Source organism: Cellulomonas marina, from assembly GCF_900111925.1.
GTDB classification, from domain to species: Bacteria; Actinomycetota; Actinomycetes; order Actinomycetales; family Cellulomonadaceae; genus Cellulomonas; species Cellulomonas marina.
Genome location: NZ_FOKA01000008.1, coordinates 54,816 through 81,506 on the forward strand (window position 1 = coordinate 54,816; position 26,691 = coordinate 81,506).

Below are 26,691 nucleotides of genomic sequence, written 5' to 3' on the forward strand. Positions count from 1 at the left end.
AGAGTCGTCGCCGTGAGCGATGCCTACGACGTCCTCGTGGTCGGAGCCGGACCCGCCGGCACGGCCGCGGCGCTGCGCGCGGCCGACCTCGGCGCCCGGGTCGCCGTCGTCGAGTCCGGCCCGCCCGGCGGCACCTGCGTGAACTCCGGCTGCGTGCCCACCCGGGTGCTGGCCAAGACGGCCCGGCTCATGCGCGAGGTCCGGACGGCCGACGCGTACGGGATCTCCGTGACCGAGCAGCAGATCGACTGGCCGCGGACGGTGGAGCGGGTGCGCGCGACGGTGGAGCGCGTGCGCGGGTCGAAGGACGACCTCGGGCGCTTCGCCGCCGCCGGGGTCGACGTCCTGCACGGCCGCGCCCGGTTCGTCGGGCCGCACGACCTCGTCGTCACCGCCGCGGACGGCACGACGAGCGAGGTGCGCGCCGAGCGGGTGGTCCTCTGCGTCGGGGGGCACTCGCGCGTGCTGCCCGTGCCGGGTGCGGAGCTGGCGACGCTGCCGGAGCACGTCCTCGACCTGCCGGAGCTGCCGCGCCGCGTGGGGATCATCGGCGCGGGCAACACCGGCGCCCAGCTCGTGACGATCTTCAACGCGTTCGGCAGCGAGGTGACGCTGGTGGAGGTGGCGCCCCGGATCCTCGCGCAGACGGACGCGGACGTCTCGGCGCACGTCACGCGGGCCTTCCGCGAGCAGGGCGTCCGGGTCGAGGCGGGGGTCGAGACCGTCACCGCGCTGGAGCGCACCGACGACGGCATCCGGCTGCGCTGGCGCGCGGACGGGCGCGACGAGGACGTGGTCGTCGACGCGGTGCTCATGTGCGCGGGCTGGCCCGCCTCGGTCGAGGGCCTCGGACTGGAGGCCGCCGGCATCGAGGTGGGCAGGGGGCGCATCCCGGTCGACGAGTACCTCGCGACGAACGTCGGGCACGTGTACGTCGCGGGCGACGCCAACGGAACCGCGATGCTCGTGCAGGCGGCGAACGCCGAGGCGGAGGCGGCCGCCCGCAACGCCGTGCTCGGCACGACCGTCCGGGCTCCGCACCACCTGCTGCCCGCCGGCGGGTTCACCGACCCCGACTACGCCGACGTCGGGCTCACGGAGGAGCAGGCGCGCGAGCGCGACGAGCACTGCGTCGTCGCGCTGGTGGAGCTCGCCGAGCTCGAGCGACCCGTCATCGACGACCGCCCGCGGGGCTTCCTCAAGCTCGTCGCCGACCGGCGGCGCGAGTACCTGCTGGGGGCGCACGCGGTGGGGGAGAGCGCGGTGGAGGTCATCCAGTCGGTGACGACCGCGATGGCCGCGGGGGTGGACGTGGCCACCCTCGCGCGGGTCGAGTTCGCGTACCCGACGTACACCGCGGCGGTGGGCGTGGCGGCGCGACGGCTGCTGGACGTCCCGGCCGTCCGCTGACGTCGGCGGCACGGCTCGCGCGACGAGGCGCGGCGCCCCCTGTCCGGGGACGCCGCGCCTCGCGCGGTCACGGCTCAGGCGGTCAGCGCGCCGCCGACCCGAGCCAGGACGGCCGCGACGGCAGGACGAGCACGCCGTCGGCGGCGCGCAGGTCGTCCTGCGTCCCCGTGATCGCGTACAGGCCGACCCCGGCCCGCCGCGGGATGGTCACCGTCGTGGTGCCGGTGCCGTCGGAGCCGACCTGCACCGCGCCGAGCGGGAGCACCCGCTGCGAGGGCCACAGGCCCTGGAGCGTGAGGTCGACCGTGGTGCCCGGGCGGTAGCCCGTCACGGCGACCGCGACCCGGTCGCCGCCGAACACGATCACCTGGCTGACCTCGACCACCGGGTCGAGGACGGGCTCCGGCTCCGCCGGCGGGCCGACGAGCTCGGCGACGCCCCAGCGCTCGGTGGTCTGGTAGCCCAGGCCGGTCGGGTCGGCCCACGACGTCACGGCGGTGCGGGCACCGGCCGTCGCGTCGTTGACCTGCACGTCCAGGCCGTGGAAGGTGCCCAGCCCGCCCTGGTCGACGAGCCCGATCGCGGCCTCGACGACGTAGCCGCCGTCGACCACCTGCGTCGCGCTCGTGACGCGGGCCTGCTGGAACGCCTCGTCGCCGGTGCCGAACGAGACCGCGTTCTCGTAGGAGATGCGGATCTGGGTGTCGTCGTACCGGTAGGGCCCGTTCTTGACGTTGCCCGCGTCGAGGAAGACCTCCACGGAGTCCTGGATCCACGGGTCGGAGCCCGTGGCGTCCAGCGTCGGGTCCGCGACCTCGGCGAGGAGGTACAGCGTGTCGCCCTCCCACAGGGTCCGGACCGTCGCCCGCGCCCCGTCCGTGGCACCGGAGACGGTCTTCTCGGTGCGGAAGGAGGTGGCCGTGGCCCACGCGGCCTCGACGACCCCGTCGACCGACGGCGCCTGCGGCGCCTGGACCACCTGCGTGACCGACAGCGGCTCGACGAGCGTCAGCGTGCCCGTGTCGCCCTCGCCGGCCCAGCCCGTGGTGGTGGCGCCGTCCGTGACGCGCACGTCGAAGGCGACGAGGTCGCCCTCGGCGGCGGCGGCGAGGGGCAGGTGCGCCACGACGGCCCAGCCGCCCTCGACCGGCGAGGCGACGGCGGTCCCCGGTCCGGACGTCACCGTCCCGTCCCGGCCGACGGTCGTCGTCGCGTCGCCCACGGTGAACGTCACCGCGTCGCCCGCCTCGACGTCGCCGTCCTCCACGCGCACGTGGGCCGTGAGGTGGTCGGGGCTCCAGCGGACGGAGAAGCCCGTCGCGCCGGCGACCTCCTGCAGCGGCAGCTGCGCCCACGCCGGGGCGGTGGTGGCCGCGCCGTCGAGCGGCACGTCGCCGGCGAAGGCGAGCGCCGTGCGCAGGGGGGCGGGCAGCTCCTCGTCGACGGCGCCGAGGAAGGCGGGCTTCGCCGCCAGGGCGTCGTCGAACAGCAGCGGGGCGCCGTTGGCGCTGCGCCAGCTGCGGCCGTCCGTGAGGCCCCAGACCGTCACGGAGAACAGGTCCTCGGCGTGCTCGCGGAAGACCCGGAACACGTCGCGGTAGTAGTAGCCCTGCTCGACGAGCAGCGCCCGTGTCACCGGCGTGCCCGTCGTGACGTCGAGCTCGCTGACGACCTGCGTCACGGGCAGGTCCTGGAAGGCGACGATCGCGTCCTCCAGCGCGGAGACCGGCATCGCCAGGCTGACGTGGAACTGGTGCCCGACGGCGTCCACGGGCACGCCGCGCGCCAGCAGGCGCTCGACGAGGTCGTGCAGGCGGCCCTGCTTGCCCACCTGCTCGGTGTTGTAGTCGTTGATGGTCAGCGTCACGGGGCGGTCGGCGCCGGGGGCGGCGTACGTCCCGTTGAACGCCTCGTCGGCGTAGCGGAAGGCGAGGTCGATGAACTCCTCGCCCAGGACCCGGTACCACTCGGAGCGGCGCAGCCCGTCGGCCTCCCCGCGGCCGTCGGAGACGACCTCGTTGACGACGTCGAAGGCGACGACGGGGTTCTCCGGCGAGCCGAACAGGCCGTACCCGCCGCCGGTGCTGAGGGCCTCGGCGACGGACGTGATGTGCGTGCGCATGCGCTCGCGCAGCAGCGCCTTGTCGGCCTCGCCCGTGGTGAGCGGGGTGCCGTCCTCGTGCTGGAAGAACCACGCCGGCGTCTGGCTGTGCCACACGAGGGTGTGGCCGTAGACGCGCAGGTCCTCCTCCTGGGCGAAGGCCATGAGGGCCTGCGCCTCGGGGTGCGTGCGGAACGCGCGCTCCTCGTCGTACCAGGCCTCGGGCTTCATGTGGTTCTCGCCCGTGATCTGGTCGACGTGCCGCAGCAGCAGCTCGGAGGCCGCCCCGTTCGTCTCGCGCGAGTCGATGGCCACGCCGACGGGGAAGTCGACGGTGCTCTTCAGGGGGGTGCGCTCCTCGACGACCGGGGCACCCTGCGGCGCGATGGTGACGTCGTCGACGAGGAAGGGGTCGGACCCGCCGCCGTTGTACGACGTCTCGAGGTAGAGGAACGCGCTCTCGACGCCTTCCGGCACGGTGTACGTGGCGGTGAGCTCGGACCAGGCCCCGGCGGTCACGTCGGGCAGCTGGGCCACCGTGTCGTAGGACGTGGTGCCGCCCGCCGTGCGCGCCAGGCTCAGCCAGACGTCGTCCGCGGCGGACCCGTCGGCCATCCGCACCCAGGCGCTGATCTCGTAGGTCGTGCCCGCGGACACCAGGCCCGTGAGGTCGACGCCGATGCCGTCGCCCTGCGTGGTGCGGCCGGACACGAGCGCCGACTGCGCCCCGCCGTGCGCCTGCGTGGTGGTCACGGCCACGACCGGGTCGCCGTCGGCGTCGCCGCGGGGCACCCAGGGGCCGAGGCCGTCCTCGAAGTCGCTGACGAGCACCGGGCCCGTGGTGGTGGTGACGCCGCCCGCCGGCAGGCCGAAGGTCCAGCCCTCCGCCAGGCGCTCACCGACGACGGTCTCCACCGCCGCGACGCTCGCGGTGCGGTCACCGCCGCCGTCGTGCACGAGGACGAGCTCCCCGGGCTTCAGCGCCGCGCGCAGGTTCGTCGTGAGGGTCGCCTCGTCCTGGGTCTCCCAGTCGTTGATGACGTTGACGACGCCGAGCGGCTGCATCCCCAGGGCGACCGCGACGCCGGGGGTCCTGCCCCAGCTGCCGTTCGGGGCGCGGAAGTACGGGACCGGGTAGGCCGGGTCGCCGAGCGCCTCGCGGATCACCGCCAGGTTGGCCTTGAGGTCGGCCTCGATCTCGGCCTCGCCCCAGGCGCCCATGTCCGCGTAGGACGTGGTGTGGTTGCACAGGGTGTGGCCCTCGTCGACCATCCGGCGCAGCAGCGCCGCACCGCCCTCGGCCTGGATGTTCTGGCCGATGACGCAGAAGGTCGCCGTGAGCTCGTTCGCCGCGAGGAAGTCCAGCAGGCGGTCGGTCTCGCCGGGGTTGGGGCCGTCGTCGAACGTGAGGGCCGCGACGTCGCCGGTCCCGCGCGCGGCGGTGACGGGCGTGGCGACCGGGTTCGTCGCCCCGCCGGGGACGAAGGACGGGTCAGGCGTGGGCGTCCAGGGGCCGTCGGTGGCGGTGCCCGTGATGGCGATGTCGTCGACGAGGTAGGAGTAGGCCTCCGGGCCGGTCGAGAGGGCGTCCGTGCCCAGGTAGACGCGGGCGGTGGCCGGGTCGGCGTCCGCCGGGACCGTGTAGGTGCCCGTGACCGTGGTCCAGGCGTCGGCGGTCATCGTGGTCGGGCCGATCCAGGTGTAGCTGGGCTCGGCGACGAACCGCACGCCCGCGCTGCCGGCCGTGCCCTCGGCGAGCCGGACGTCCATGGTGAACGTGTACTGCCCGCCGGGTGCGAGCAGCCCGGGGGGCGTCTTGATGCCGTCGTAGTCGGCGGCGCGCCCGGCGACGAGCAGGGCCGGGTCGCCCTCGACGTCGACGACCGACAGGGTCGCGTCCCCGTTCTGGGTCCAGGGGGCCCAGGTGCCGTCCGAGAAGTCCGTGGTCAGGACGGGGACGGGGTCGGCCGCCGGGGCGACGAGGCCCGTGGCGGGCACGGTGCCGGCCGCCAGGGCGAGCGCGACGACGCCCGCTCCCAGGGTCCGGCGTGGTGGTCGTGCAGAGGTCATCCGCTTCGCTCCCTCGCGAGCACCGCGCGTGGGGCGTCGCTGCCCCTGTGACCGTGCGGTGGACCCTCTGAGTGAAAACGATGTCGAAACCGTTGTCCAGCGAAAGTTGCAACCGACTTCTCGTCGGCTTCGGTGGGCAGCGCTTACCGCTCGAGGCGTGCTGACGCGGTAGCGGGGCGGCTCGTCGGCGCCCAGCGGGACGCACCGACAGGCCGGGTGGGCGACGACGTCAGAGCGGTCCGACCGCGACGACCTGCAGCCGGACCTCGCCGGCGGCATCGGTGGCCGCGAGGTCGACCACGGCGTCGATGCGCCAGTCGTGGTCGCCGGCGGGGTCGTCGAGCACCTGGCGGACCCGCCAGCGCACCTCGGCGCCGCCCGGACCCCGCTCGGGCGTCACCTGGAACAGGGCCGGGCCGCGGGCGGCGGGGCCGGTGAGGACCTCGTCGTGCTCGTCGTAGAAGGGGTCGAGGGCGGCCGCCCAGCGGTCGGCGTCCCACGGCGCGCCGTCCTCGTCGAGGTCGCCCAGGGCCGCCAGGGCCGCGTACCGCTCCTGCGCGAGGAGCTCCACGCGACGGAACAGGGCCCCGCGCACGAGCGCGCGCAGCACGCGGGGGTTCGCCGTCAGCGGCTCCGGCTCGTCGTCGTCCGTGCCGCCCGGGGCGTCCGCGCCCGGCTCGTCCAGGGGGTTGGCCAGGCGCTCCCACTCGTCGAGCAGGCTCGAGTCGGTGCGCCGGACGACGTCGCCCAGCCACTCCACCAGCTCGTGCAGGTCCTCGGTGCGGCGCTCGGCCGGGACGGTCTGGCGCAGCGCGCGCAGGGCGTCGGCCAGGTAGCGCAGCAGGACGCCCTCCGTGCGGTCCAGCGTGTAGGCCGACACGTACTCGGGGAACGTCATGGCCCGCTCGTGCATCTCGCGGACCACCGACTTGGGGGACAGCGCGAGGTCCGCCACCCACGGGTTCGTGCGGCGGTAGGTGGCGAAGGCCGTCTCGAGGAGCTCGGCCAGGGGCTTGGGCCAGGTGACGCCCTCGAGCAGGGCCATGCGCTCCTCGTACTCGATGCCCTCGGCCTTCATGGCGGCCACCGCCTCGCCGCGGGCCCGGTTCTCCTGCGCCATGAGCACCTGGCGCGGGTCGTCGAGCGTGGCCTCGATGACGGAGACCACGTCGTGCGCGTAGCCGGGGTCCTCGGGGTCCAGCAGGTCCAGCGCCGCGTAGGCGAACGGCGACAGGGCCTGGTTCAGCGCGAAGGTCGCCGGCACCTCCCGGGTCAGCCGCACCGTCCTGCGGCGGCCCTTCGGCGCGTCCGGGTCCTCGACCCAGACGCGCTCGACGACGCCCGCCGCGCGGAGGGACCGGTAGACGTCGACGGCCCGCCGCACGTGCCGCATGCGCGCCGACGGCGGCTCGTGGTTGTCCAGCAGGAGGTGGGCCATGGCGGCCACCGGGTCGCCCGGGCGCGAGAGCACGTTGAGCACCATCGCGTGGGTGACGTGGAAGCTGGAGGTGAGGGGCTCGGGCGGCGCGTCGCGCAGGCGCTCGAACGTCTTGTCGGTCCAGTTGACGTGGCCCTCGGGGGCCTTCTTGCGGACGATCTTCTTGAGCTTCTTCGGCTCGTCGCCCGCCTTGGCCAGGAGCTTGCGGTTCTCGATGACGTGGTCCGGCGCCATGACCACCACCTCGCCCAGCACGTCGTAGCCCGCCCGGCCGGCGCGGCCCGCGATCTGGTGGAACTCCCGCGCGGACAGGTGCCGCATGCGCACGCCGTCGTACTTGACGAGGGAGGTCAGCACGACCGTCCGGATCGGCACGTTGATGCCGACGCCCAGGGTGTCCGTGCCGCAGACGACCGGCAGCAGGCCGCGCTGCGTCAGCCGCTCGACGACGCGGCGGTAGCGCGGCAGCATCCCGGCGTGGTGCACGCCGACGCCGTGGCGGAGCAGCTTGGACAGCGTCCGCCCGAACCCGGGCCCGAACCGGAAGCTGCCCAGCTCGTCGGCGATGCGGTCGCGCTGCTCGCGTGACGCCAGCGGGGTCGACAGCAGCGCCTGCGCGCGCTCCACCGCCTCCTTCTGGGTGAAGTGCACGACGTAGGCGGGGGAGCGGTGGGTGGTGACGAGCTCGTCGAGCAGCTCGGTCAGCGGCTCGACGGCGTAGGCGAACGACAGGGGGACCGGGCGCTCGGCGTCGGCGACCACCGCGACGTCGCGCCCGGTGCGCGCCCGCAGGTCGTCGACGAAGAACGACACGTCCCCGAGCGTGGCCGAGAGCAGGACGTGCTGGGTGCGCGTCAGCTCGACGAGCGGGACCTGCCAGGCCCAGCCGCGCTGCGGGTCGGCGTAGAAGTGGAACTCGTCCATGACGACCTGCCCGACGCTGCTGGCGGCCCCCTCGCGCAGCGCGACGTTGGCGAGGATCTCGGCCGTGCAGCACAGGATGGGGGCGTCGGCGTTGACGGCGGAGTCGCCCGTCATCATCCCGACGTTCGCGGCGCCGAAGGCGTGCACGAGGTCGAAGAACTTCTCGGAGACGAGGGCCTTGAGCGGGGCGGTGTAGACCGTGCGCCGGCCCTGCGCGAAGGCCGTGAAGTGCGCGGCCGCGGCGATGAGGGACTTGCCCGAGCCCGTGGGCGTGCTGACGACGACGTGCGCGCCCGTGACCAGCGCCAGGAGCGCCTCCTCCTGGTGCGGGTACAGGGTCAGGCCGCGGTCCAGCGCCCAGCCCGTGAACGCCTCGTACAGGGCGTCGGGGTCGTGCGGGTCGGCGGGGACGCGGTCGGCCAGCGTGCGGGTGGCGGCGGCGGGGCGCGGCGCGGCGGCGTCGAGGGCGGTCACGGGGCCAGTCTCCCAGGCGGCACCGACACGGCGGCGCGGGCCGGCGGCGAGGCCGACGGAGGAGCGTGCGCAGGTGCCGGCGCTGTGCCGGTGCTGAGACGGCCCGTCGAGGGCGTCGCCGGGACCCGCGCCCCCGGCGAGGATGTCCCCGATGAGCACCGACACGAGGTGGCCGAGCCCCGCCGAGCTGCGCCGGCGCGCCGGCACGGCCCTCTTCGTGCGCGTCGCCGGCCCGGACGGGGCGGAGAACCGGCACCGCATCCACGCGACCCCGGGACCGCGCTGGTTCGAGCCGGGCTCGCCGATCCAGCGCGTGCACGGCGACGCGTCGATGTTCGTCGGGGGGCTGCGCGCGCTGCTGCTGCAGTCGCTGCACCCGGCCGCCATGGCGGCCGTCGCCGACCACTCGGGCTACCGCGGCGACCCCTGGGGACGGCTGGCGCGCACGAGCACCTTCCTGGCCGTCACGACCTTCGGCACCGCGGACGACGCGCAGGCGGCGGTGGACCAGGTGCGGCGCATCCACACCCGCATCGCCGGCCGCACGCCCGACGGCACGCGCTACCGCGCCGACGACCCCGACCTCCTGCGCTGGGTCCACGTGGCCGAGGTGGACAGCTTCCTGCGCACCCACCAGCAGTACGGCGTCGCCCCGCTCGACGACGACGAGGCCGACGCCTACGTCTTCCAGGCGGCGCGCGTCGCCCGCGCGCTCGGGGCCTCGCGCGTGCCGGAGACGGTGGCGGGCGTGGCGGAGGCGATCGCGGCGTTCCGGCCCGTGCTGGGGCCGTCCGTCGCGGCCCGGGAGGCGGCGCAGTTCATGCTGCACGAGCCACCGATCCCGCGGGTCGTGCGGCCCGGCTACGGCCTGCTCGTGCGGGCCGCGCTCGGCTCGCTGCCGGCGTGGGCGCTCGCGGACCTGGACGTCGCGGCGCCGGGTCGCCTCTCCACGACCGCCGCGACGGCCGCGGGGCACGTCGGCACGCGGGCGATCCGCTGGCTGCTGGCCGCGCAGGGGGACGTGCCGGGCGAGCTCGTCGCCGAGCGCGAGCGGCGGGCCGCGGCCGCCTGACGGCTGGGTGCACCTAGAGCGCGGCGCACACGTCCAGCAGCCGCCGCCGCAGCTCGGCCGACCGCTGCGCGAACCCGCGCTGGCGCCGCACGTACTCGACCTTGCCCTCGGGCGTCTCGATCGCGACGGGCGGGAGCCCGAGGCCGCTGACGTCGTAGGGCGAGGCCTGCATGTCGAGCACCCGGATCTCCCGCGCGAGGTCGAACGCGTCCAGGAGCAGCTCCCCGGGCACGGCCGGGCCGAGCTTCGTCGCCCAGCGGTAGACGTCCATGCCCGCGTGCAGGCAGCCCGGCTGCTCGAGGGCGACCTGGCGCTCGCGGGTCGGCTGCAGCTCGTTGCGCGGGACCGCCGCCGGCGTGAAGAAGCGGAAGGCGTCGGCGTGCGAGCAGCGGACCCGGTGGCCCTCGACCACCGCGTCCGTGCCCGCCGGGCCGAGCCGCAGCGGCAGCGGGTGCCGGGTGCGGCCGCCGTCGCGGTACACCATCGCCCACTCGTGCAGGCCGAAGCACCCCGTGAAGGCCGGCCGCGCGGCCGTGGCGGCGAGCAGTCCGGCGACGAAGCGCACGCCCTCGCCGCGGTCGGCGAGGAACGCCGCGCGGTCGAGCCGGACGGACCCGTCGGCGTCCGTCGTGTACCAGCGCCAGGCGCCCTGCGGTGCCGGGCCGTCGGCGCCCGGGGCGAGGGCGGTCCCGGTGCCGGGGTGCCAGCGTCGTAGCTGGGCCGGGCGCGTCGGGTAGTACTCGTAGAGGAAGTCCTCGACCGGGTGCCGCTCCCCGCCGGCGGCGCGACGGGCGCGGTGGCCGGCGGTCGCGGCGTCGGCCCGGGTCGCGTGCGCGTCGGTCCGCGCCGCCCACTCCTCGGGGGCCAGCACGACCTCCGTCCGGACGGGTGCGGCGCTCACCGCCCCAGGGTAGGCGGCCGTGCGGGGGCCTCGGACCGGGGGCGCACGTCTGCGGCACGCACCGACACCCGGTGCAGGACGGTCTCGAGCGGGCCGCGCCCCAGGGTCGCCCACCATGCCCAGCACGCGGCGACCACCCCGAGGGACAGGGCGAGCCAGGTGCCCGTCGTCGGCTCCCAGACCGCGTCCGGACCGAGCGCCGCGATGACGACGAGGTGCCCGCTGTAGGCGGTGAGCGACAGCGCCCCGGTGGCGACCACGGGGGCGACGAGCCGCGGCGCCCGTGCGGCGACCACGAGGCAGCCCGCCAGCACGAGCAGGGCCGCGCCGGTGTTCCCGACGACCTCCGCGGTCGTCGAGGAGTGCGGCTCGGTCGTCACCAGCGCCGTCGGCAGACCGAGCACCCGCTCCGCGACCCAGGACCCGCCGTGCCCGACGACGACGAGCACCAGCCCGGCCACGGCGAGCCGCCGCCGCGCTCCCGGCGCGCGCAGGTCCGTCCGACCCAGCGCGAGCCCGACGAGCAGGTACGCCGCCCACGTCACCGCCGGGTAGTAGGGGCCGACGAGGACGTCCCACAGCGTGGCCGGCGACGCGCCGCCGGTCGACAGGGGGGAGAACGCCTCGCGCAGCAGGGGTCCCACGAGCGCGGTCCCCGCGGCCGCGGCGAGCAGGGCGGGCGGCGGCAGCCGGAGCGCGGCGGCCCCGAGGACGAACAGCGCCCCGTACGTGCCGAGGATGACGACGACGGGCGTGCCGAGCAGCACCAGGAGCTGCCCGAGGCCGACGAGGAGCACCGCCCGCACGAGGACCCGGACCCGGGCCCGGACCAGGTCGACGCCGTCGGGCAGCCGGTCGCCGCCGGACAGCAGCGCCAGCCCCAGGCCGGCGAGCACCACGAACAGGGCGGCGGACCGGCCGTCGGCGAGCTGCAGGAGGTCCCCCCACGGCAGCAGGCCGTCGCCGTCGGGACCGACGTGCGCGGTCACCATGCCGAGCACGGCCACGCCGCGGGCGAGGTCGACGCCCACGAGGCGGGGACGGGACGGGGGCGCGGTGGGCACGTCGCACTGTAGGCACCGGCGGCTGTGCGTCGTGGTGGTCGGTCACCGCCGTCGTCGGCAGCCGTCGGCGGAACCGGGTCAGCTCGGTTCCGGTCCCGGCATGCGGGATGCCATGTCCCGATTCTTGAAACGTCCCCCCTGCCCGCGCCTACCCTGCCGCGTGACCACCGTCGTGCCGAGCCCCGTGCCGAGCCCCTCGTCGACCCCCGTGCCGTCCCACGCACCCCTGCCCTCGCGCTCGGACGTGTACACGCACGGGCACCACGAGAGCGTGCTGCGCTCGCACCGCTGGCGGACGGCCGAGAACTCCGCGGCGTACCTCCTGCCCTCGCTCTCCCCGGGGCTCCGCCTCCTCGACGTCGGCTGCGGGCCGGGCTCGGTGAGCATCGACCTGGCCGGGCGGGTCGCGGAGGTCGTGGGGGTGGACGCGGCCGAGGCCGTCGTCGCCGCCGCGCGCGAGGCCGCCCGGGACGCGGGGCGCGAGAACGTCCGCTTCGAGGTCGCCGACGCCTACGCCCTGCCGTTCCCGGACGCGTCCTTCGACGTCGTCCACGCCCACCAGCTGCTGCAGCACCTCACGGACCCCGTCGCGGCTCTGCGCGAGATGCGCCGGGTCGCCCGGCCCGGCGGCCTCGTCGCCGTTCGGGACGCGGACTACGCGGGCATGACGTGGTACCCGCCGTCGCCCGGGCTCGACGAGTGGATGGCGCTGTACCACGAGGTCACGGAGGCCAACAAGGCCGACGCCGACGCCGGCCGCAAGCTCCTGTCCTGGGTGCTCGACGCGGGCTTCGACCCGGCCGGCGTGCTGCCCAGCGCCGGCGTCTGGTGCTACGCGACGCCGCAGGAACGCGCCTGGTGGGCCGACCTGTGGGCGGACCGCTGCGTGGCGTCCGACTTCGCGGCGCAGGCCCTGGAGTACCGCCTCGCCGACGAGGTGGGCCTGGAGCTGCTCGCCGACGGGTGGCGGCAGTGGGGGCAGGAGCGCGACGGCTGGTTCGCGGTGCTGCACGGCGAGGTGCTGGCGCGCGTCTGAGGCGGCGCCGCGCCGTGCGGGCCGCCGCGGGTGCGTGTCGGTGGGGCTCGTTAGCCTGCGTCCCATGCCGCTCATCGGTGCCCACGTCCGTGACGACGACCCCGTCTCCGCCGCCGCGGAGGTCGGGGCCGCCGCCGTCCAGGTCTTCCTCGCCGACCCGCAGGGCTGGAAGAAGCCCGTGCCGCGGCCGGGCGACGACGCCCTGCGGGCCTCGGGCCTCGGCGTGTACGCGCACGCCCCGTACCTGGTCAACGTCGCCTCGACGAACAACCGCGTCCGGATCCCCAGCCGGACGATGATCGCGCAGCACGCCGCCGTGGCGGCCGCCCTCGGCGCGCGCGGGCTCGTCGTGCACGGCGGGCACGTGGGGGAGGGCGACGACATCGCCGTCGGCGTCGACAACTGGCGCAAGACCGTCGAGCGGGGGGTGGCGTCGTGGGGCGTGCCCGTGCTGGTGGAGAACACCGCGGGCGGGGAGAACGCGTGCGCGCGGGGCCTCGACCGGCTCGCCATGCTCTGGGACGCGATCGGCGGCTCCGGCGTGGGGTTCTGCCTCGACACGTGCCACGCGTGGGCGGCGGGGGAGGACCTGGAGACGCTCGTCGAGCGGGTCGTGGCCATCACCGGGCGCATCGACCTCGTGCACGCCAACAGCTCGCGCGACCCGCACGGGTCCAGCCGGGACCGGCACGCCAACTTCGCCACGGGGACCATCCCGGCCGAGCTCATCGCCCACGTCGCCCGCGAGGCCGGGTGCGACGTCGTCGTCGAGACGCCGGCCGAGCGGCAGGCGGAGGACATCGCGTTCCTCACCGCGGCGCTCGCGGCGTGAGCGCCTGCGGGCAGGGACGCACCGCGGACGTCCTAGGCTGACGGCCGTGCGCATCGCCAGGTTCACCACCGGGGGGGACCCCCGCTACGCGGTCGTCGACGGGGACGTGGAGGCCGGCACGGCCGACCTCGTCGTGCTGTCGGGCGACCCCATCTACACGCCGATCCAGGAGACCGGGGAGCGGGTGCGGCTGGACGACGACGCCGTCCGCCTGCTGGCCCCGGTGATCCCGCGCTCGAAGATCGTCGCGGTCGGCCGCAACTACGCCGACCACGCCCGCGAGATGGGCAACGAGGTGCCGACGACGCCGATGCTGTTCTTCAAGCCGAACACCTCCGTGGTCGGCCCCGACGACCCCGTCGTCCTGCCGCCGTGGAGCCGGGAGGTCTCCTACGAGGCCGAGCTCGCGGTCGTCATCGGCAAGGTCACCAAGGACGTCAGCCCCGAGCGTGCGCTCGACCACGTCTTCGGCTTCACCGTCGCCAACGACGTGACGGCCCGCGACGTGCAGAAGGCCGAGTCGCAGTGGTCCCGCGCCAAGGGGTTCGACTCCGCGTGCCCGCTGGGTCCCTGGGTCGTGCCCGGTCTCGACGTCGAGGACCTCGCCGTGCGCAGCCGCGTCAACGGGGAGACGCGCCAGGACGGCCGCACCTCGGACATGGTGTTCGACACGGCGTTCCTCATCTCGTACATCTCGGAGGCGTTCACGCTCCTGCCGGGTGACGTCGTCCTCACCGGCACCCCGGCCGGCGTGGGGGAGATCGTCGATCGCGACGTCGTCGAGTGCGAGGTCGAGGGCATCGGCGTCCTGCGCAACCCGGTGCTGCGGCGTGACTGAGGCACCCGGCGCCCGCGCGCCCGAGGTGGCGGTGGCCGCCACCGGCGTCGTCGCGCCCGACGCGGCCGTCGTGGAGATGTGGACCGACGGTGCCTGCAAGGGCAACCCCGGCGTGGGCGGGTGGGGCGCGCTGCTGCGGTCCGGCGGCCACGAGCGCGAGCTGTACGGCGGTGAGGCGGTCACGACGAACAACCGCATGGAGCTCACCGCGGTCATCGAGGGCCTGCGGGCCCTGACGCGGCCCTGCGCGGTGACGCTGCACGTGGACTCCACCTACGTCATGAACGGCGTGCAGAAGTGGATGCCGGGCTGGAAGCGCAACTCCTGGCGCACCGCCGACAAGAAGCCGGTGAAGAACCAGGACCTGTGGCAGGCGCTCGACGCGGAGACGGCGCGGCACCGCATCACGTGGCGCTGGGTGAAGGGCCACGCGGGTGACCCGGGCAACGAGGCGGCGGACGCCCTGGCCAACCGCGGCGTCGACGAGGTGCGCGCGAAGCCCGCACTACGCTGACGCGGGTGTCCAGCACCTCTCCCGCACCCGCCGCACCCGTGCGTGTCCGCTTCTGCCCCTCGCCCACGGGGACGCCGCACGTCGGCCTCATCCGCACGGCGCTGTTCAACTGGGCCTTCGCCCGGCACGTCGGCGGCACCTTCGTCTTCCGCGTGGAGGACACCGACGCCGCGCGCGACTCGGAGGAGAGCTACCACCAGCTCCTCGACGCGCTGCGGTGGCTCGGCCTGGACTGGGACGAGGGCGTGGAGGTGGGCGGCCCGCACGAGCCGTACCGCCAGTCGCAGCGCATGGACCTGTACGCCGACGTCGCGCGGCGCCTGCTCGAGGGCGGCTACGCCTACGAGTCCTGGTCCACGCCGGAGGAGATCGAGGCCCGTCACCGGGCCGCCGGCCGCGACCCGAAGCTGGGCTACGACGGCTACGACCGCACCCTGACCGAGGACCAGGTCGCAGCCTTCCGCGCCGAGGGGCGCGCCCCGGTGCTGCGCCTGCGGATGCCCGACGCCGACGTGAGCTTCACCGACGTCGTCCGCGGCGAGATCACCTTCAAGGCGGGGTCGGTCCCCGACTACGTCATCGTCCGGGCCGGCGGTCAGCCGCTGTACACATTGGTCAACCCCGTCGACGACGCGCTCATGGGCATCACGCACGTGCTGCGCGGCGAGGACCTGCTGTCCTCCACGCCACGCCAGGTCGCGCTGTACCGGGCGCTGCTGGACCTCGGCATCGCCGAGGTGATGCCGGTGTTCGGGCACCTGCCCTACGTCATGGGCGAGGGCAACCGGAAGCTGTCCAAGCGCGACCCCGAGTCGAACCTCTTCCTGCACCGGGAGCGGGGCTTCACCCCCGAGGGCCTGCTCAACTACCTGGCGCTGCTCGGGTGGTCCATCGGCCCCGACCGCGACGTGTTCTCCTTGGAGGAGATGGTCGCGGCCTTCGACGTGGCGGACGTCAACCCCAACCCGGCCCGGTTCGACCTCAAGAAGGCCGAGGCGATCAACGCCGCGCACGTGCGGCTGCTGCCGGCGGAGACGTTCCGCGACCGGCTGGTGCCGTACCTGCACGCGGCGGGCCTGGTACCGGCTGCGTCGTTCGCGGACCTGGCCGCCGAGCACCGCGACCTGCTGACCGCGGCGGCGCCGCTGGTCCAGGAGCGCATGACCCTGCTCGGCGAGGCCGTGGGCATGCTGGGCTTCCTCTTCGTGGCCGACGACGCCGTGGAGGTGGCCGAGGACGCGCGCGGCGCCCTGCGCGACGAGGCGCCGCAGGTGCTCGACGCCGCGCTGTCCGCCCTGCGCGCCCTGCCCGAGGACGGGTTCACGACGGCCGCCACCCAGGAGGCGCTGCAGGCCGCGCTCGTCGACGGGCTCGGGGTGAAGCCGCGGTTCGCGTACACGCCGCTGCGGGTCGCCGTCACCGGGCGCCGCGTCTCCCCGCCGCTGTTCGAGTCGATGGAGCTGCTCGGCCGCGCCTCGACGCTCGCGCGCCTGGAGCGCCTGCGCGCGACGTTGTGACGGCTGCGGGCACGGGCAGGGGCACGGGCGCGGGCGCGGGCGTGCCGGCCGGCGCCCTCGTCGGGCAGGTGGACGGGGTGCTGCTCGACGTCGACGACACGCTCGTCGACACACGGTCGGCCTTCGCCGCCGCCGTCGACGCGGTCTGCCGGCAATGGCTGCCGCACCTGGACGCCGACGGGCGGGCCGCCGCGCTCGCCCTGTGGCGCGCCGACCCCGAGGGGCACTACCGGGCGTACACGCGCGGCGAGACCGACGCCGACACCCAGCGGCGGCGTCGCGCCGAGGGCCTGCAGGCCGCGTTCGGGGGAGCGCGACTCGGGGACACCGGGTACGCCGCCTGGGTGGAGGTCTTCTGGTCCACCTTCGAGGACGCGTGGTCGGCGCACGCCGACGCCGTGCCGCTGCTGGCGACCCTCCGGGCGGCGGGTCTGCCCTCCGGCGCCGTCACCAACGCGGACGCCGCGCTGCAGACCCGCAAGCTCGCGCGGTGCGGCCTGGGGGAGGTGGACGTCCTCGTCACGCTGGACACCCTCGGCGTCGGCAAGCCGGACCCGCGCGTCTTCCACGAGGGGTGCCGACGCCTGGGCACGGCGCCCGCGCGCACGCTCTACGTGGGCGACGAGGCGGACGTCGACGCGCTGGCCGCGGTGGCGGCCGGCCTCGTCGGGGTGTGGCTCGACCGGCCCGGCGAGCGGCGGGGCGGGCCCGCGCACGAGGACCCCGACGCCGTGCGGGAGCAGGGCGCGCACGTGGTCCGGTCGCTGACGGAGCTGGGCGCGCTGCTGGGCGGTGGGTGACGCGGGCCGGTCCCTGCGCGTCCGCTGCCGCGCCCTGGGGTGGCTCCCATGGCGGCGCGAGGCACGGGGTCGAGCACGGGGTTGGGCACGGGGTCGGGCACGGGGTTGGGCACGGGGTCGGGCACGGGGTCGGGCACGGCGAGAGGCACGGGCGGGCACGGTTTGGAGCACCCCTGCTGCTCCGGTAATGTTCTCGGCCGGCGCGCCAGCCGGTGCGGCCAGCAGGGGGAGACCCCAGGTGGTCGGACCAGGGCTTGACGTTCCTTGGGGTATGGTGTAATTGGCAGCACGAGTGATTCTGGTTCACTTAGTCTAGGTTCGAGTCCTGGTACCCCAGCTGCCGACGGGTCCGCCCGTCGGTGCCGGCGCGAGTACGGCCGGCCGGTTCGGAGCACTGCTCCGGATCGGGTACAGTTCTCACTCGGCAACGCGGTCCGGAGACGGACAGCAACGCCTAGGCCCCCGTTGTGTAGCGGCCTAGCACGCCGCCCTCTCACGGCGGTAGCGCCGGTTCGAATCCGGTCGGGGGTACGTCAGAGGCCCGGTCACCACAGGTGACCGGGCCTCTTGCGTATGTCTCCGGGCAGCACCCACGGCCCCGACAGCCGGGTTGGAGCAGCCGGCGGCGGCGCCCTGGCCGCCGCCCGCACCTCCCCCGCCGAGATGCCGCTTCGAGACGCCCGTGACGAGGCCTGCGCGTCCGGAACGGGCCCCTCGGCGAAGGGGCGGGGGTGGCCGGTCGGCCCCGAGCCGTGGCACGCAAGGTGCAGGCCCGGCGAGGGGCGGCGTCCCGGCGGGGCGGCGGCGGCTCGGGTCAGTCGCCCGAGCGGCGGAGGACCTCCGTGAGGCGGTTGGCGGCCGAGACGACGGCCGCCGCGTGGAGGCGACCCGGCTGGCGGGACAGGCGCTCCAGCGGGCCCGAGACCGAGACGGCGGCGACGACGCGCCCGGACGGGCCGCGGACCGGCGCCGAGACCGACGCCACCCCGACCTCGCGCTCGGACACCGACTGCGCCCACCCGCGGCGGCGCACCCCGGACAGGATCGTCGCCGTGAACTTCGCGCCCTGCAGGCCGCGGTGGAGCCGGTCCGGCTCCTCCCAGGCCAGGAGGATCTGGGCCGCGGAGCCGGCGTGCATCGTCAGCGTCGCGCCCACCGGGATGGAGTCGCGCAGCCCGACGGGACGCTCGGCGGCCGCGACGCAGATGCGCAGGTCGCCCTGGCGGCGGTAGAGCTGGGCGCTCTCGCCGGTGTGGTCGCGCAGCGCCGTCAGCACCGGACCCGCGGCGGCCAGGAGCCGGTCCTCGCCGGCGGCCGTCGCGAGCTCCGAGAGCCGGGGCCCGAGGACGAAGCGGCCCTGCATGTCGCGGGCGACGAGGCGGTGGTGCTCCAGCGCGACGGCGAGCCGGTGGGCGGTGGGACGTGCCAGATGGGTGGCCGTCACGAGCTGTGCCAGGGTGGCCGGGCCGGCCTCGAGGGCGCTGAGGACGGACGCGGCCTTGTCCAGCACGCCGACTCCGCTAGAGTTGTCCATAGGGCGATATTGGCGTCTCGGATGACGAGACGCAAGTTCCGGCCCCGGAGGAGTGAGCGCGACGCCGTCGCAGGTGGCGCGCCCAACGACGATCGTCGAGAGAACAGGACGCAGCACATGGGCCGCACGCTCGCGGAGAAGGTCTGGGACGCGCACGTCGTGCGCCGTGGCACCGACGGGGCCCCCGACCTCCTCTACATCGACCTGCACCTGGTGCACGAGGTGACCAGCCCGCAGGCGTTCGAGGGCCTGCGCCTGGCCGGCCGGCCGGTCCGCCGTCCCGACCTCACGATCGCGACGGAGGACCACAACACCCCGACGCTCGACATCGACCGGCCCATCGCGGACGCCACCAGCCGGACCCAGATCGAGACGCTGCGCGCCAACGCGCGCGAGTTCGGCGTGCGCATCCACTCCCTCGGCGACGCCGACCAGGGCATCGTCCACCAGGTGGGTCCGCAGCTGGGCCTCACCATGCCCGGCCTGACGGTCGTGTGCGGCGACTCCCACACCTCCACGCACGGCGCCTTCGGGGCGCTCGCGTTCGGCATCGGCACGTCCGAGGTGGAGCACGTGCTCGCCACGCAGACGCTCCCGCTGGCGCCGTTCAAGACCATGGCGATCACCGTCGACGGCGCCCTGCCCCCGGGCACCACGAGCAAGGACATCATCCTGGCGATCATCGCCAAGATCGGGACCGGCGGCGGCCAGGGCTACGTCCTGGAGTACCGCGGCGAGGCCATCCGCGCGCTGTCCATGGAGGCGCGCATGACGATCTGCAACATGTCGATCGAGGCCGGTGCCCGCGCCGGGATGATCGCGCCGGACCGGACGACCTTCGACTACCTCCAGGGCCGCCCGCACGCCCCCGAGGGCGCCGACTGGGACGCCGCGGTGGAGTACTGGCAGACGCTGCACACGGACGAGGACGCGGTCTTCGACGCCGAGGTCGTGCTCCGAGCCTCCGACCTCGAGCCCTTCGTCACCTGGGGCACGAACCCCGGCCAGGGCCTGCCGCTGTCCGGCGCCGTTCCCGTCCCCGAGGAGATCGCCGACGAGAACGAGCGGGTCGCCGCCGAGCGGGCCATCGAGTACATGGGCCTGACGCCCGGCCAGCCGCTGCGCGAGATCGGCGTCGACACCGTCTTCATCGGCTCGTGCACGAACGGCCGCATCGAGGACCTGCGCTCCGTGGCCAAGGTGCTGCGGGGCCGCGAGAAGGCCGAGGGCGTGCGGGTGCTCGTCGTGCCCGCGTCCGCCCGGGTGCGGCTCCAGGCCGAGGCCGAGGGCCTGGACGTCGTGTTCAAGGAGTTCGGGGCGGAGTGGCGCAACGCCGGCTGCTCCATGTGCCTGGGCATGAACCCGGACCAGCTCACGCCGGGGGAGCGGGCGGCCTCGACGTCCAACCGCAACTTCGAGGGCCGGCAGGGCAAGGGCGGACGCACGCACCTCGTCTCGCCGCTCGTGGCGGCCGCGACCGCCATCCGCGGGACGCTGTCGTCGGTGGCGGACCTCGGCCTGGCCGACGCGGACCCCGCCGACTACGACGGCTCCCCGCTGCGCCCGCTCGACCCCGCCGTCCCGGTCCAGGTCTGAGCGCCGGCCGCGCCCGGCAGACCCCCTCGTCGCCCCCCTCGTCGTCCAGGAGCACCGTCATGGAGAAGTTCACCACCCACACCGGGGTCGGCGTCCCGCTGCGCCGCAGCAACGTCGACACCGACCAGATCATCCCGGCCGTCTACCTCAAGCGGGTGACGCGCACCGGGTTCGAGGACGCGCTGTTCTCGGCGTGGCGGTCCGACCCGGCCTTCGTCCTCAACCAGCCGGCCTACACGGCCGGGTCGGTGCTCGTCGCCGGGCCCGACTTCGGCACGGGCTCCTCCCGCGAGCACGCCGTGTGGGCGCTCAAGGACTACGGCTTCCGCGTCGTCCTGTCCTCCCGCTTCGCCGACATCTTCCGCGGCAACTCCGGCAAGCAGGGCCTGCTCGCCGGCCAGGTCGCGCAGGAGGACGTCGAGCTGCTGTGGAAGGTGCTCGAGGCGAACCCGGGCACCGAGGTGACCGTCGACCTCGCGGCCAAGCAGGTGCACTGCGACGACGTCACGGTCCCGTTCGGCGTCGACGACTACACGCGCTGGCGCCTGATGGAGGGCCTGGACGACATCGGCCTGACCCTCCAGCACGAGGCGGAGATCACCGCGTTCGAGGCGACCCGCGAGGCGTGGCGGCCGCTGACGCTGCCCGCCAAGCACCTGCCGAAGGTCGAGATCGAGGCGGCGCGCCCCGTCGTCGTCGGCCTGGGCGCCACGCGCACCCTCTGACTCGCGGCCGCGCTCGTCCCGGGCGGACGGGCGTTCCGCAGCATCTCCTCGCACCCCGTGCACGCCCCGGTCGGACCGGGCCGTGCGCGGGGTGTGAAGGTTCTGGGCGGGCGCGACGCGCCGGAGGGGCGGACGGCGGTCGCGACCGCTCCGGTGGGGGACCATGGGTGCCATGACCGACCTGCTGTACGTCGCCGGGGGCAACCCGCTGTCGGGCGAGATCACCGTCCGCGGCGCGAAGAACTTCGTCTCGAAGGCCATGGTCGCGGCGCTGCTGGGCGAGACGCCCAGCGTGTTGCGCAACGTCCCGCAGATCCGCGACGTCGCGGTCGTCACCGGGCTCCTGCAGCTGCACGGCGTGCGGGTGGAGGCCGACGAGGCCGCCGGCACCCTGCACCTCGACCCCACGGACGTGGAGTCCGCGCACGTCGCGGACATCGACGCGCACGCGGGCTCCAGCCGCATTCCCATCCTCTTCTGCGGACCGCTGCTGCACCGCCTGGGGGAGGCGTTCATCCCCGACCTGGGCGGCTGCCGGATCGGCGACCGGCCGATCAACTACCACCTGGACATCCTGCGGCAGTTCGGCGCGGTGGTGGACAAGCGGGAGAACGGCATCCGCATCACGGCCCCGCAGCGCCTGCAGGGCACGAAGATCGCCCTGCCCTACCCGAGCGTCGGCGCCACGGAGCAGCTCCTGCTGACGGCCGTCCGCGCCGAGGGCATCACCGAGCTGTCCAACGCGGCCATCGAGCCCGAGATCATGGACCTCATCAACGTCCTGCAGAAGATGGGCGCGATCATCTCGGTCGCGACCGACCGGGTCATCCGGATCGAGGGCGTCGACCGCCTCGTCGGGTACCAGCACACGTCGCTGTCCGACCGGATCGAGGCCGCGTCGTGGGCCTCGGCCGCGCTCGCCACGGGCGGTGACATCTACGTCCGCGGCGCCACCCAGCCGGAGATGACGACGTTCCTCAACACCTTCCGCAAGGTGGGCGGGGAGTTCGCCATCGACGACGAGGGCATCCGCTTCTACCACCCGGGCGGGGACCTGCGGTCGATCACGCTGGAGACCGACGTCCACCCGGGATTCATGACGGACTGGCAGCAGCCGCTCGTGGTGGCGCTCACGCAGGCGACCGGCCTGTCCATCGTCCACGAGACGGTGTACGAGAACCGGTTCGGCTTCGTCGACGCGCTGCGCGGGATGGGCGCGACGATCCAGGTCTACAAGGAGTGCCTGGGCGGGCGGCCGTGCCGGTTCGGGCAGCGGAACTTCTACCACTCCGCCGTCATCTCGGGGCCGACGCCGCTGGCCGCCGCCGACATCGAGGTGCCCGACCTGCGCGGCGGGTTCAGCCACCTCATCGCGGCGCTGGCGGCCAAGGGTACGTCGGCCGTGCGCGGCATCAGCCTCATCGACCGGGGCTACGAGCACTTCGGCGACAAGCTGCTGGCGCTCGGCGCGGACATCAGCCGCGACTGACGCGCGGCTAGGATCGTCGACCGTGCCGTCGCCGACGCGTTCCACGCCCGCCTACCGCGCCGTCGCCCGGGTCGTGCGCCCCGCCATGCGCGCGATGACCCGGACCGACTGGCGCGGTGCCGAGCACCTGCCGGCGTCCGGGGGCTTCATCGCCGCCGCGAACCACGTCACGAACATCGACCCGCTGACCTTCGCGCACTACCTGTGGGACCACGGGTACGCGCCGAAGATCCTGGCCAAGGCCTCGCTGTTCGACGTGCCCGTGCTCGGCGGCGTGCTGCGGGCGACCGGGCAGATCCCCGTCGCGCGCGGAACCGCCGCGGCGGGGGACTCCCTCGCGGCGGCCGAGCGGGCCGTGGCCGCCGGCGACTGCGTCGCGGTGTTCCCCGAGGGCACCCTCACGCGCGACCCGGACCTGTGGCCGATGCTGGCGAAGACCGGGGTCGCGCGGCTGGCGCTGGCGACCGGTGCGCCGGTGGTCCCCGTGGCGCAGTGGGGCGCGCAGGAGCTGCTCGGCTGGTACTCCAAGCGGCTGCGGCCCGTGCCGCGCAAGCTCGTGACGGTCGTCGCGGGGCCGCCGGTCGACCTGGCGGACCTCGAGGGGCGCCCGGCCGACACCGCCGCCCTGCGCGAGGCGACCGCGCGGATCATGCGCGCCATCACGGTGCAGCTCGAGGGCATCCGGGGCGCGACCGCCCCCGCCGAGCCCTTCGACATGCGGCGGCGCGGCGCGGCGGGCGCAGGGACCGACGCCGGCACGGGCCCGGGGGCGTGAGCGCCGCGCCGGTCCGCGCGGCCGTCCTCGGGGCGGGGAGCTGGGGGACGACCTTCGCGGCCGTGCTCGCGGACGCCGGGTGCGAGGTCACGCTCTGGGGTCGTGACGCGTCCGTCGTCGGGCAGGTCGCGGACGAGCACCGCAACGAGCGCTACCTGCCGGGCGTGCGGCTGCCCGACGCCGTCGGCGCGACGGGCGACCTGCGGGCGGCGGTCGAGGGGGCGGAGGTCGTCGCCGTCGCGGTGCCCTCGCAGTCGGCCGCGGCGATCCTCGCGCCGCTGGCCGGGTCGCTGGGCGACGACGCCGTCGCCGTGTCGCTCATGAAGGGCGTCGAGCTGTCCACGGACCGCCGGATGAGCGAGCTCCTGGCGCAGACCCTCGGGCTGCCCGACGAGCGCGTGGCCGTGGTCTCGGGCCCCAACCTGGCGCACGAGATCGCCGCGCGGCAGCCGACGGCCACCGTCGTGGCGTCCGTCGACGAGGGCACCGCGCTGCGCGTCCAGGCGGCCTGCGCGACGGGCTACTTCCGGCCGTACACGAACACCGACGTCGTCGGGGTCGAGCTCTGCGGGGCGGCGAAGAACGTCGTCGCCCTCGCCGTCGGGGTGGCGCAGGGCCGGGGCTACGGGCACAACACGCGCGCGACGCTCGTCACGCGGGGGCTGGCGGAGATCACCCGCCTGGGGCTCGCCCTCGGGGCGGACCCGGCGACCTTCGCCGGGCTGGCGGGCATGGGCGACCTCGTCGCCACCTGCGGGTCACCGGACTCGCGCAACCACGTCCTCGGGGTGCACATCGGTGAGGGCATGACGCTCGACGAGGCCCTCGCGCACACGAACGGCACGGCCGAGGGCGCCAAGTCCTCGCGCTCGCTGCTGGAGCTGGCGCAGGGCCTGGACGTCGACGTGCCGATCACGCAGGGCGTCGTGCGCGTGCTGTACGAGGGTCAGGACGTCGACGAGATGGCCGCGGAGCTGCTGGGCCGGCCGCACCGTCCCGACGGCGTCTGACGCTCGGCCCGATCGGCTCAGCCCTCGTCGCCGCCGGGCCCCTCGTCGTCCAGCGGCAGCTCGCCCGCGGCGGCGCGCAGCGCCCGGTCCAGGTCGGCCCAGAGGTCCTCGACGTCCTCGATGCCCACGGACAGCCGCAGCAGGTCCTCCGGCACGGTGACGGACTCCGTGGCGAAACGTCGCCGCCGCTCGACGAGCGACTCCACGCCGCCGAGGCTCGTCCCCGGCACCCACAGCCGCAGCGCCGCCACGACGGCGTCCGCACCCGCCGCGCCGCCCACGGGCCGCAGGCCCAGGACCGCGCCGTACCCGTCCATCAGCCGGGTCGCCCGCTCGTGCCCGGGGTCGTCGGGCAGGCTGGGGTGCCGCACCTGCACGACCGCGGGGTGCGCCGCCAGCCGCCGGGCCAGCTCCGCCGCCGAGGCGGTCTGCTGCCGGACCCGCAGCGCCAGCGTGCGCACGCCGCGCAGCGCCAGCCACACCTCCATCGGCCCGGCCACGGACCCGTGCAGCGTCCGGTACGCCAGCAGGCGCGCGTGCAGGGCCGGGTCGTCGGCGAGGGTCGCGCCGAGCACGACGTCGCTGTGCCCGCCGAGGTACTTCGTCACGGAGTGCACGACGACGTCGGCGCCCAGGGCGAGCGGGCGCTGGCCCAGCGGCGTGGCGAAGGTGTTGTCCACGACGACGAGCGCGCCGACCGCGTGCGCCGCGTCGGCGAGCACGGGCAGGTCCGCGACCTCGAGCATCGGGTTCGTGGGCGACTCGACCCAGAGCATCGCGGCGGGGTCGTCGGCGCCGGCGTCGCCCGCGCCCTCGCCGGTGCCCTCGCCCCTGTTCGCACCACGCACGGCCGCCACGACGGCGTCGGTGTCGTCGATCGGCACGCGCGTGAGGCGGATCGCGCCGCGGTCGACGAGGTCCGCGGCGTAGGCGAGCGCGATCTGGTAGGCGTGCGTCGGCACGACGACGCGCCCCCCGTGCGGGACGAGCGAGAAGGCCGCCGCGATGGCCGCCATCCCCGACGCGAACACCAGGGCCGGCGCCGCGGACCCCTCCAGCCGCCCGAGCACCTCCTCGAACGGCTGCCACGTCTCCGTGCCCCCGCGCGCGTACAGGAGCACACCGGGGGCCGGGACGCCCTGCGACACGTAGGTGGAGGACAGGACGACCGGCGGATTGACCGGTGCGCCCTGCACGCGCGCCGGCCGGCCGGCCGCGACCGCCAGGGTCGCGGGGGACACGGCCGCCAGGGCGTCGTCGTGCTCGTCGTGCGGGTCGTGCGTCAGGTCGGGACCGGGGGAGGGCATGGGCGCCAGGGTAGGACCCGACCGGGCGCGGGGCCCCGGCTGCCCGCGGCGGACGCGCGGGCCCCGCGCTGCCCGTCCGACCGGGGGCGCCGCAGTAGGGTCGGCGCGATGACCGACGACCTCGCCCCCGCCGTCCCCGACGCGTCCGCCCGGCCCGGGAGGCCGCGCGTCATGGTGCTGTTCGGCGGGCGCTCCGGCGAGCACGCGATCAGCTGCGTGACCGCCGGCGGCGTGCTGCGTGCCCTCGACCGGGAGCGGTACGACGTCCTGGCCGTCGGGATCACCCGCGACGGGCGCTGGGTCCTCGCCGACGACGACCCCGACCGCTGGGCGATCGACGGCGACCGGCTGCCCGAGGTGGAGGACACGGCGCGTCGGGTCCTGCTGCCGCAGGCGGTGGGGGACCGCAGCGTCCAGCTCCTCGAGGACCGGGCGGCCCCGCAGGACCTGGGCGCCGTGGACGTCGTGCTGCCGCTGCTGCACGGGCCGTTCGGGGAGGACGGGACGCTGCAGGGCCTGCTCGAGCTGGCGGACGTGCGGTACGTGGGGGCCGGCGTGCTGGCCTCGGCCGTCGGCATGGACAAGCACATGATGAAGCTCGTGCTCGCCGGGCACGGCCTGCCCGTCGGGCCGTTCCGCGTGCTGCTGCCCGGCGTGCTGGCCCGCGACCCGCAGGCCGCGCTGACGGCGGTGAAGGAGCTCGGGCTGCCGGTGTTCGTCAAGCCCGCACGGGCCGGCTCGAGCCTCGGCATCTCCCGGGTCGACGCCCTGGAGGACCTGCATGCGGCGGTCGCGGAGGCGCAGCGCCACGACCCGAAGGTCGTCGTCGAGGCGGCGGTCGTCGGGCGGGAGGTCGAGTGCGGGGTGCTGGGCGGCCGTGCGGGCGCGGCGCCGCGGACGTCGCTGCCGGGGGAGATCGTCGTCACCGGCGGCGGCCACGCCTTCTACGACTTCTCGGCCAAGTACCTGGACGAGGGCAATGTGCGGCTCGAGTGCCCGGCGGACCTGCCGGCCCACGTCGTCGAGCGGGTGCGGCAGGTGGCGGCGGAGGCGTTCGAGGCCGTGGGCTGCGAGGGTCTGGCGCGGGTGGACGTCTTCGTCACGCCGGACGACGACGTGGTCGTCAACGAGATCAACACGATGCCCGGCTTCACGCCGTTCTCCATGTACCCGCGCATGTGGGCCGCCAGCGGGCTGGACTACCCCGCGCTCGTCGACGAGCTGCTGGCGCTCGCGCTCGAGCGGCCCACCGGGCTGCGCTGAG

20 protein-coding genes and 2 tRNA genes are annotated in these 26,691 nt (G+C 75.2%); 16 read left to right on the plus strand and 6 right to left on the minus strand.

The features are described 5' to 3' along the window. Nucleotides 1-12: 12 nt before the first annotated feature. Nucleotides 13-1,410: a dihydrolipoyl dehydrogenase family protein gene (locus tag BM048_RS09965; RefSeq protein ID WP_239078586.1), complete on the plus strand. Its 1,398-nt coding sequence runs from the start codon at nucleotides 13-15 to the stop codon at nucleotides 1,408-1,410. An 82-nt stretch (nucleotides 1,411-1,492) separates the two neighbouring features. On the opposite strand, the gene BM048_RS09970 is transcribed toward BM048_RS09965, so the two are convergent. Together BM048_RS09970 and BM048_RS09975 are read right to left on the minus strand one after the other, a co-directional pair. Beyond that, a complete protein-coding gene (locus BM048_RS09970) occupies nucleotides 1,493-5,581 on the minus strand; it encodes an endo-1,4-beta-xylanase (protein ID WP_175499472.1) in 4,089 nt (1,362 codons plus the stop codon). Nucleotides 5,582-5,810: 229 nt separating this feature from the next. Further along, nucleotides 5,811-8,417, minus strand: a complete 2,607-nt coding sequence (locus BM048_RS09975) for a DEAD/DEAH box helicase (RefSeq protein WP_090032970.1) — start codon at nucleotides 8,415-8,417, stop codon at nucleotides 5,811-5,813. Nucleotides 8,418-8,568: 151 nt separating this feature from the next. On the opposite strand from BM048_RS09975, the gene BM048_RS09980 reads away from it, so the two are divergent. Beyond that, nucleotides 8,569-9,489 carry an oxygenase MpaB family protein gene (locus tag BM048_RS09980; protein ID WP_090032836.1) on the plus strand — a complete coding sequence of 307 codons (921 nt, stop codon included), beginning with the start codon at nucleotides 8,569-8,571 and terminating at the stop codon, nucleotides 9,487-9,489. Nucleotides 9,490-9,502: 13 nt separating this feature from the next. Here BM048_RS09980 and BM048_RS09985 read toward each other — a convergent pair whose 3' ends face one another. Both BM048_RS09985 and BM048_RS09990 read right to left on the minus strand, forming a co-directional pair. Further along, the gene (locus tag BM048_RS09985; protein WP_373308380.1) at nucleotides 9,503-10,390 is read right to left on the minus strand and encodes a 3-methyladenine DNA glycosylase; all 888 of its coding nucleotides are present in this window, start codon (nucleotides 10,388-10,390) and stop codon (nucleotides 9,503-9,505) included. After that, nucleotides 10,387-11,454 carry a heparan-alpha-glucosaminide N-acetyltransferase domain-containing protein gene (locus tag BM048_RS09990; RefSeq protein ID WP_239078585.1) on the minus strand — a complete coding sequence of 356 codons (1,068 nt, stop codon included), beginning with the start codon at nucleotides 11,452-11,454 and terminating at the stop codon, nucleotides 10,387-10,389. The genes BM048_RS09985 and BM048_RS09990 overlap by 4 nt, the downstream gene beginning before the upstream one ends. Before the next feature lie 226 nt (nucleotides 11,455-11,680). On the opposite strand from BM048_RS09990, the gene BM048_RS09995 reads away from it, so the two are divergent. The 8 genes from BM048_RS09995 (at nucleotide 11,681) to BM048_RS10035 (ending at nucleotide 17,522) form a co-directional block, all read left to right on the plus strand. Then, nucleotides 11,681-12,490, plus strand: coding sequence for a methyltransferase domain-containing protein (locus tag BM048_RS09995; RefSeq protein ID WP_239078595.1), 810 nt, complete (start codon nucleotides 11,681-11,683; stop codon nucleotides 12,488-12,490). Between the two features lie 64 nt (nucleotides 12,491-12,554). Continuing rightward, nucleotides 12,555-13,322 carry a deoxyribonuclease IV gene (locus BM048_RS10000; RefSeq protein WP_090032838.1) on the plus strand — a complete coding sequence of 256 codons (768 nt, stop codon included), beginning with the start codon at nucleotides 12,555-12,557 and terminating at the stop codon, nucleotides 13,320-13,322. Between the two features lie 46 nt (nucleotides 13,323-13,368). Continuing rightward, nucleotides 13,369-14,160: a fumarylacetoacetate hydrolase family protein gene (locus BM048_RS10005; RefSeq protein WP_090032840.1), complete on the plus strand. Its 792-nt coding sequence runs from the start codon at nucleotides 13,369-13,371 to the stop codon at nucleotides 14,158-14,160. A 76-nt stretch (nucleotides 14,161-14,236) separates the two neighbouring features. Beyond that, entirely contained in the window at nucleotides 14,237-14,674 is a 438-nt protein-coding gene (gene rnhA, locus BM048_RS10010) for a ribonuclease HI (RefSeq protein WP_090032976.1), read from the plus strand. After that, nucleotides 14,671-16,191: a glutamate--tRNA ligase gene (gene gltX, locus BM048_RS10015; RefSeq protein ID WP_090032841.1), complete on the plus strand. Its 1,521-nt coding sequence runs from the start codon at nucleotides 14,671-14,673 to the stop codon at nucleotides 16,189-16,191. Before rnhA ends, gltX begins: the two co-directional genes overlap by 4 nt. After that, on the plus strand, nucleotides 16,188-16,991 hold the full coding sequence (locus BM048_RS10020) for an HAD family hydrolase (RefSeq protein WP_239078584.1): 804 nt from the start codon (nucleotides 16,188-16,190) through the stop codon (nucleotides 16,989-16,991). Before gltX ends, BM048_RS10020 begins: the two co-directional genes overlap by 4 nt. Before the next feature lie 265 nt (nucleotides 16,992-17,256). Next, nucleotides 17,257-17,328: transfer RNA gene (locus BM048_RS10030), tRNA-Gln, on the plus strand. Nucleotides 17,329-17,449: 121 nt separating this feature from the next. After that, nucleotides 17,450-17,522 (plus strand) — tRNA-Glu (locus tag BM048_RS10035). 283 nt (nucleotides 17,523-17,805) lie between these two features. Here BM048_RS10035 and BM048_RS10040 read toward each other — a convergent pair. Continuing rightward, complete coding sequence (locus BM048_RS10040) at nucleotides 17,806-18,525, minus strand: IclR family transcriptional regulator (RefSeq protein WP_090032844.1); 720 nt, start codon at nucleotides 18,523-18,525, stop codon at nucleotides 17,806-17,808. A 117-nt stretch (nucleotides 18,526-18,642) separates the two neighbouring features. On the opposite strand from BM048_RS10040, the gene leuC reads away from it, so the two are divergent. The 5 genes from leuC to BM048_RS10065 all read left to right on the plus strand — a co-directional run bounded on the left by leuC (nucleotide 18,643) and on the right by BM048_RS10065 (nucleotide 24,120). After that, nucleotides 18,643-20,121: a 3-isopropylmalate dehydratase large subunit gene (gene leuC / locus BM048_RS10045; protein ID WP_090032845.1), complete on the plus strand. Its 1,479-nt coding sequence runs from the start codon at nucleotides 18,643-18,645 to the stop codon at nucleotides 20,119-20,121. Nucleotides 20,122-20,180: 59 nt separating this feature from the next. Then, entirely contained in the window at nucleotides 20,181-20,846 is a 666-nt protein-coding gene (gene leuD, locus BM048_RS10050; protein WP_090032846.1) for a 3-isopropylmalate dehydratase small subunit, read from the plus strand. A 172-nt stretch (nucleotides 20,847-21,018) separates the two neighbouring features. Further along, nucleotides 21,019-22,335 (plus strand): UDP-N-acetylglucosamine 1-carboxyvinyltransferase, encoded by a 1,317-nt coding sequence (gene murA / locus BM048_RS10055; RefSeq protein ID WP_090032848.1) that lies wholly within the window; start codon nucleotides 21,019-21,021, stop codon nucleotides 22,333-22,335. A 22-nt stretch (nucleotides 22,336-22,357) separates the two neighbouring features. Continuing rightward, a complete protein-coding gene (locus tag BM048_RS10060; RefSeq protein ID WP_090032850.1) occupies nucleotides 22,358-23,110 on the plus strand; it encodes a lysophospholipid acyltransferase family protein in 753 nt (250 codons plus the stop codon). Then, entirely contained in the window at nucleotides 23,107-24,120 is a 1,014-nt protein-coding gene (locus tag BM048_RS10065) for an NAD(P)H-dependent glycerol-3-phosphate dehydrogenase (RefSeq protein ID WP_090032852.1), read from the plus strand. The genes BM048_RS10060 and BM048_RS10065 overlap by 4 nt, the downstream gene beginning before the upstream one ends. 17 nt (nucleotides 24,121-24,137) lie before the next feature. Here the strand turns inward: BM048_RS10065 and BM048_RS10070 are convergent, their stop codons facing one another. Then, complete coding sequence (locus BM048_RS10070; RefSeq protein ID WP_090032853.1) at nucleotides 24,138-25,427, minus strand: trans-sulfuration enzyme family protein; 1,290 nt, start codon at nucleotides 25,425-25,427, stop codon at nucleotides 24,138-24,140. Between the two features lie 108 nt (nucleotides 25,428-25,535). Between BM048_RS10070 and BM048_RS10075 the strand changes: the two genes are divergently transcribed. Then, a complete protein-coding gene (locus tag BM048_RS10075; protein ID WP_239078583.1) occupies nucleotides 25,536-26,690 on the plus strand; it encodes a D-alanine--D-alanine ligase family protein in 1,155 nt (384 codons plus the stop codon). Nucleotide 26,691: the final 1 nt, after the last annotated feature.

Coding starts and splice junctions, on each gene's coding strand:
- BM048_RS09970 (WP_175499472.1), bottom strand. CDS start 5,581: ATGACCTCTGCACGACCACCACGCCGGACCCTGGGAGCGGGCGTCGTC.
- leuD (WP_090032846.1), top strand. CDS start 20,181: ATGGAGAAGTTCACCACCCACACCGGGGTCGGCGTCCCGCTGCGCCGC.
- murA (WP_090032848.1), top strand. CDS start 21,019: ATGACCGACCTGCTGTACGTCGCCGGGGGCAACCCGCTGTCGGGCGAG.
- BM048_RS10070 (WP_090032853.1), bottom strand. CDS start 25,427: ATGCCCTCCCCCGGTCCCGACCTGACGCACGACCCGCACGACGAGCAC.
- BM048_RS10040 (WP_090032844.1), bottom strand. CDS start 18,525: ATGGACAACTCTAGCGGAGTCGGCGTGCTGGACAAGGCCGCGTCCGTC.
- BM048_RS10000 (WP_090032838.1), top strand. CDS start 12,555: ATGCCGCTCATCGGTGCCCACGTCCGTGACGACGACCCCGTCTCCGCC.
- rnhA (WP_090032976.1), top strand. CDS start 14,237: ATGTGGACCGACGGTGCCTGCAAGGGCAACCCCGGCGTGGGCGGGTGG.
- BM048_RS09980 (WP_090032836.1), top strand. CDS start 8,569: ATGAGCACCGACACGAGGTGGCCGAGCCCCGCCGAGCTGCGCCGGCGC.
- BM048_RS10075 (WP_239078583.1), top strand. CDS start 25,536: ATGACCGACGACCTCGCCCCCGCCGTCCCCGACGCGTCCGCCCGGCCC.
- leuC (WP_090032845.1), top strand. CDS start 18,643: ATGGGCCGCACGCTCGCGGAGAAGGTCTGGGACGCGCACGTCGTGCGC.